This window comes from Ruegeria sp. BB10, from assembly GCF_056535725.1.
Genome location: NZ_JBQFIW010000003.1, coordinates 252,217 through 258,269 on the forward strand (window position 1 = coordinate 252,217; position 6,053 = coordinate 258,269).

4 protein-coding genes are annotated in these 6,053 nt (G+C 58.4%); all 4 read right to left on the reverse strand.

What is annotated here, in order from left to right; genetic code table 11:
- Positions 1–64 precede the first annotated feature (64 nt).
- The gene (locus tag ACR3EP_RS21335; RefSeq protein WP_480639352.1) at positions 65–1,339 is read right to left on the reverse strand and encodes a bifunctional folylpolyglutamate synthase/dihydrofolate synthase; all 1,275 of its coding nucleotides are present in this window, start codon (positions 1,337–1,339) and stop codon (positions 65–67) included.
- A complete protein-coding gene (gene accD / locus ACR3EP_RS21340) occupies positions 1,336–2,268 on the reverse strand; it encodes an acetyl-CoA carboxylase, carboxyltransferase subunit beta (protein WP_170361659.1) in 933 nt (310 codons plus the stop codon). Before accD ends, ACR3EP_RS21335 begins: the two co-directional genes overlap by 4 nt.
- A 58-nt stretch (positions 2,269–2,326) precedes the next feature.
- Positions 2,327–3,217 carry a CPBP family intramembrane glutamic endopeptidase gene (locus tag ACR3EP_RS21345; protein ID WP_480639353.1) on the reverse strand — a complete coding sequence of 297 codons (891 nt, stop codon included), beginning with the start codon at positions 3,215–3,217 and terminating at the stop codon, positions 2,327–2,329.
- Positions 3,210–6,053: ABC transporter transmembrane domain-containing protein (locus ACR3EP_RS21350; protein WP_480639354.1), on the reverse strand; the 2,844-nt coding region annotated here is incomplete at its 5' end. The genes ACR3EP_RS21350 and ACR3EP_RS21345, both read right to left, overlap by 8 nt.

Below are 6,053 nucleotides of genomic sequence, written 5' to 3' on the forward strand. Positions count from 1 at the left end.
GCCGCGCTTTGCGTGGCTCCCCCGAGGTATTTTTGGCCAGATGAAGCCCCTGTGGGCAGAGAATTTAGCCGTTTTCGCGCAAGATGTTTCCCGCCAGATACAGCGAGCCGCAGATCAGAACGCGGGCTTGTGGGTTTTCCCCGACAATTGCTTTCAAAGCGTCGGCAACACTGTCGGCGGTTGTGGCGGATAGGTTGACTTTAGCCGCGGCAGCAGCCGTGTCTTCGGCACTCAGCGTTGCGGCCTCACCAGGGATCGATACTGCGGTCAGGCTTTGTGCCTGTTTCGCGAGCGGTGCGAGGTAACCCGTCACGTCTTTAGTGTTGAGCATTCCGCAGATCATATGCGTCGGGCGCTCTGGCAGTTTGGCCAGAATATCCGCCAGCGCCACTCCCGCGGCGGCATTGTGGCCACCATCCAACCACAGTTCAGCTTGTGGCGCAGCCTCGACCAGGGGACCGGTTTTCAGGCGCTGCATACGAGCGGGCCATTCGGCACGGGTCACTGCGGCCTCGTAGGCGTCGTCGCCCAGATCAAGGTGCCGTAGAACGGCCAGCGCAGCACCAGCGTTCTGCATCTGATGCGCACCCAGCAGGTTGGGCAATGGCAGGTCACGCAACCCGGTTTCGTCCTGATAGATCAGGCGCCCGTTTTCCTCATGCACATGCCAGTGCTGACCGTGGACCAGCAGCGGCGCACCCAGGCGTGCGGCGGTGTATTCTATGACCTCAAGCGCCTCGTCCTGTTGCGGGCCGACGATACAGGGCACACTAGGTTTGATGATGCCCGCCTTTTCGGCTGCGATCTTGCCCAGCGTATCTCCCAAAAACTGTTCGTGGTCGATCGAAACTGGCGTGATCACCGTTACGGCCGGTTCGTGTATGACATTCGTGGCATCCAGACGGCCACCCAAGCCGACCTCAAGCAGCGTGTAATCTGCCTGCGTCCGTGCAAAAGCCAGCAGGGCCGCGCAGGTCGTGATCTCAAAATAAGTGATGTTTTCGCCATCATTGGCAGCGTAGCATTCATCCAGAACGGCGGTCAAAGCGGGTTCCGAAATCAGCTCTCCGGCCAATCGGATGCGTTCGTGAAACCGCGCGAGGTGGGGCGAGGTGTAGGCGTGGACTGACAGCCCCGCGCCCTCCAACCCGGCACGGATCATCGCCTGGGTCGAGCCCTTGCCATTGGTTCCGGCGATATGGATCACCGGTGGCAGCTTGACCTGCGGATTGTCCAAAGCTGCCAGCAAACGCCAGACACGATCCAAGGTCAGGTCAATGATCTTGGGATGCAGCGCCATCATCCGGTCGAGGATGACGTCAGATGTCGGGCTGGTCATTCTTCGACCGTTTCCTCGGCTGGGGTTTCGGCCTTGGCCTCTTCGGGCTGGGGCGCGGGCAAATCGCCTTTGACTGCTGGCGGCTGGTTCATCAGCATCCGGGTAATGGTGATCAGTTCCTCACGCATCTCGGTCCGCTTGGTCACACGGTCCAACATGCCATGATCCAGCAGGTATTCCGCGCGCTGGAACCCTTCGGGCAGCTTTTCACGGATGGTCTGTTCAATCACACGCGGCCCTGCAAAGCAGATCAGCGCATTGGGTTCCGAAATATGAACATCACCCAGCATCGCATAAGACGCGGTCACGCCACCAGTAGTAGGGTGCGTCAACACGACAATATAGGGCAGGTTCGCCTCTTTCAGCATCTCAACGGCCACGGTTGTACGCGGCATCTGCATCAGGCTGAGGATACCTTCTTGCATCCGTGCGCCGCCTGCGGCTGAGAACAGAATCAACGGGCGCTTCAATTTTACCGCCTCTTGTGCGGCGGCGATGATGGCGTTGCCGACATACATGCCCATCGATCCACCCATGAACGAGAAGTCCTGTGCGGCAGCCACAATCGGGGTGCGCCCGATTTCGCCCCGAGCAACCAGCATTGCCTCAGACTCGCCGGTCTTTTTCTGGGCTGCTTTCATGCGATCCGGGTATTTCTTCTGGTCCCGGAATTGCAGCGGGTCAGCTGTTGGTGCGGGAACTTCGACCTCGGTGAAAATACCACCGTCAAACAGGTGTGCGAAACGGTCCCGCGGGGTGATCGCCATGTGGTGATCACATTGGGTGCATACATTCTGGTTTTCCGCAAGCTCGCGGTGGAACAGCATCGTGCCGCATTCATCGCACTTGTGCCAAAGGTTTTCGGGCACTTCCCGGCGCGAGAAGATCGAATTGATCCGGGGACGGACGTAGTTTGTGATCCAGTTCATGTCGGAACCTTGTTTTGCGGCATTGACGTCAAATAAGACGCAACGGAAAGAAATGCAATCAACGCCTGAGCGCAAGACGTGCAGTTAACCAGCTGACAGTCATTACCGCAAAATCAACGAACAGCCATTGCCGTAACGAGCCGGTTTCGGACATGTCGTAAGGCAGCAGATACAATGCCAACCCGCTTAACGTTTCAGGCAGCGAAATGAACAGAAGCGCGACCGCATTGTTCAGAAAATGCAATGCAATAGCAGGTCCTAATGTTCCCGACCTTGCGGTCAAATCCGCCGCCAGCAGGCCGAAAATACACGCCCAAATGGCCACCAGCAGGGCATTCTCGCCGGTGACACCGGGCGCATAATGCCCTGCTGCGAACAGTACCGAAGGTACTCCCATCCAGATCGCCGGAGATCGGAATCTAGCCGCCAAGCATTGCTGGATATAGCCGCGAAACAGCACTTCTTCGGCGCTGGTCTGAATCAGGACCGCAATCACCGACACTGGCAGCAAAAGCAACCATGTGGACAGGGCCAGGTTTTGCGTCAACGTCTCACCCATACCATAGGGTGGCAGGGCCGCCATGATCAGGCCCAGAATCACCAAGGCACGCAGGACCATCCAGAATTGTTGCAATAACAGGCGGCGCGGGCCAAGGATCGCGGCCAGAGACCGGTGCTGCATTTGACGGGCGGCGATAGCCACGCCCAGCGTCAGGAAACCGAAACTCAGCAGCAGAATCAAAGCGGCCGACGTTGAGGTTCCGTGCAAGAGATCCTGCGCCTGATCTGGTTGAAGCAATTGCCCGATAAAGGCAAACAACACTGCGTTCAACGTCACATAGAGAACAAGGACAATACCCAGACCCGCCGCGAGGCGCCACAGTTCGGGCCGGGCGCGCGCGTCGCCCACAAGCCCCTCATGGGCGGCATATGCGTTCGGGTCAGGCATTGTTGCCAGAGCTTTCACCTTCGATGGATTGCGGGATTTCAGGGAACACCTCAGATGCATGCTGGATGGTGTTGATCCTGGTGGACAGCGTGGTCAGATACCCGGCAACGGTTTGCAGCAACTGAACCGCGACCGACGCATCGCTTTCGATCACAGCGCGCAATTCCTCTGCTCCGATGCGCAGGAACGTACAATCTGTGGCCGCTGTCAGATCCAATTGACGGACATCGCCGGTGATAATTGACAGATCGCCGATCAACCGACCGGGTTCAATGATCGATATAGTGCGCGTGCCACCGCTCTCATCGGTCCAGTCCAGATTGGCCTTCCCCTTGATGCACAGATACGCCGCGTCGGGTGCTTGCCCACGGGAAAAGATCATCTGCCCCGACGCAGCCTCGTACCATTGTGCCGAAAAGGCCAGCAGCCGCTGATTGCGCGCATCCAGCCCCGAAAACAGCTCGGTCGAGGATATGATCTGCAGCTTGCGACTCAGATCAGCCGAGGCCCCGTCTTCGTGGTGGGTTTGGGTGCGCGAGACACCGTCAATCCGACCATCCTTGATCTCGATGAACAAGTCATAGGCCTCAGGGTGGGAAAAATGATCCTCCATGAAGATCATGATCGAGTCGGGCAGCAATTCTCGCAGCCGCAGACGCGTACGCAAACGGCTTTGAGAATCGTGGCTGGCCAATGCCTTGTCGAGGATCAGGATATCGGGACGTTTGATCCCCGCGCGGGAAAACGCCGCGCGCTCTTGAAACACGGTTGGCAGGTTGTTTCCGCCCAGCCCGGTCGGCAGATCGTACAAGGTCGACGCGGCCCGACGGCGCAGGCCCGCCTCGTTCACGGCCTGAGCAACGACATCTTCGATCTCATCGGCATGGGCTCCGGCCATCAGGGACACCCGGCCATAAATCGCATTCTCCATCACCGTCAGGCGCGGGATGTAGCTGTCGGGCGACAGCGGCACGAACATACCATCCAGCGCCCCACGCAGCCGTTCGGCCTGATCCTTGCGGATTGACAGAATCTTGTCCTTGTATTCCTCGGGGAAGTCCGGGCCAATCTGCTCAGCCGTCAGCAGGAACGGCAGCGTCAGCAGCAACGCGCGCTCATCCTCGGAAATTCCGTTGTCTCCTCTCGACTTACGCCGATCCTTGATGTCGAGCAGACGGTGATACATGTCCTTGGACATCCCCAGACGCAGGAACAGCGGGTGATCGGTGCCGTCGCGACCAAAGGCCTGATCCAATGTTTCCATCACGGCGCTGGCCATGGACATAGCGTCATCGGCAAGATCATGCATCCCAAGCATGTTCTTGAACCGCCGATCATCCGCCATAGACTCGGGCGTGATATCCCGAGACGGGGTCGCATAGAGCAGGTTACCCCCCAAAGGAACAGCCGGGTTAAAACGATCCGGGTCGAACCGGTAAACGTGTTGGTCCAGCCCTTTTTCCTGCAGCTTTTCCGCAATCGTCCCCCGCAGGTTGACCACGTCCTGCGCCAGATCGGGATGCAAAATGGGATCAAATTGTGTGCGCAGGGTACGGCGCAGCATAAGTTCGTCAGTACCCATCGCTTCGACCAGTTGGAACCACCAGGCGCGAATGTCATCAACATCGTCCAGACCGGCAAGCCCCGGATCAATCCATTCATCCGTCAGCGAATCCGTCGGGTTTCCGGCGCGGGCAGCTTCGATTTGCCAGCGAGTCGGCGCCACGGCGGCATCGGCCTCATGCTGAGGATGCGGACGCAGGGGCATCAACAGATTGTCGCCCAGCGTGCCGTCGAACAGATAGGGCCGCGAATAGGCATAGCCGATCCGGGCCGCAATCACGACCTGATGCAGGTCTTTCAGATTGTGGCCCGCCATGATCACGTCGCCCTGCACCGGCAGGACTTCGCGGGTCAGGACCTGCGCCAGCGCATTTCGTTCCGCGGCATGGGTCGATTGGATGGCGACCCGCGCACCCTTGGGTATGGTCAGGTCGATATCTTCCAGAATGGTCTTGCCGTCATCATCGCGCACGGTGACGTTTCGCAACTCGATATCGCCCGTCAGATGCGGAATAGTCTCGGGCTCACCCACGAACAGATTTTCAGGGATCATGTTTGAAGGCGCAAAGCGTTCGGTCACGACCTCCCACCGCAGGGACATGTCCTGTACCTGATTGTAGTAGGTCAGCAGGTCCTTCCACGGGCCGCTCAGATCCTTATAGGCCCCAAGTGCAGCAACCAGCGCACCGACCGTCACCTCACCCGTGATCGCCAGATAGCCGCCTACCGAATAGAACAGAAACGGCGTCATCTGCGTAATCAGGTTGTTGAGGAACTTCATGAAGAACTTTTTGTTGTAGATCTTGAACCGGATCTCGAACAAAAGCCCCAAACGATGACTGAACTGCGCCTGCCGATACCGCCAGCCGCCATTGGTGCGCAGATCGCTGATCCCAGCCGCACTTTCGCCAATTTCTGAACTGAGGTTGCGGACCTCTTGAATACGTTCCTTGTTCAGCAGGTTGATCTGGCGTTGCAACTTTGGAATCAGCCAGGCCTGTAGAGGGATCAGAGCCACACTGGCAAGGCCGAACCAGACGCTCTGCATGAACAGGAACGTGACGATGGTCATCATCTGCCCGAACTGGAACACCGGCTGCGCGATCGCGTCGCCCATCAGGCCACCCATCGGTTCGGCCTCAGAGGTGATCATCGACACCAGCTCACCCTGACTGGTGGTGGCGAAATAGGACTTCGGAAACCGCATCGTGCGATGGATCAAAGTGAACCGCAAACGGCGCAACATGCGTTCAGCAAGGATGCCCTTCATCGT

Bases quoted from the DNA above. Each gene is read 5' to 3' on its own strand.
- ACR3EP_RS21335 (WP_480639352.1), bottom strand. From the start codon at position 1,339: ATGACCAGCCCGACATCTGACGTCATCCTCGACCGGATGATGGCGCTG.
- accD (WP_170361659.1), bottom strand. From the start codon at position 2,268: ATGAACTGGATCACAAACTACGTCCGTCCCCGGATCAATTCGATCTTC.
- ACR3EP_RS21345 (WP_480639353.1), bottom strand. From the start codon at position 3,217: ATGCCTGACCCGAACGCATATGCCGCCCATGAGGGGCTTGTGGGCGAC.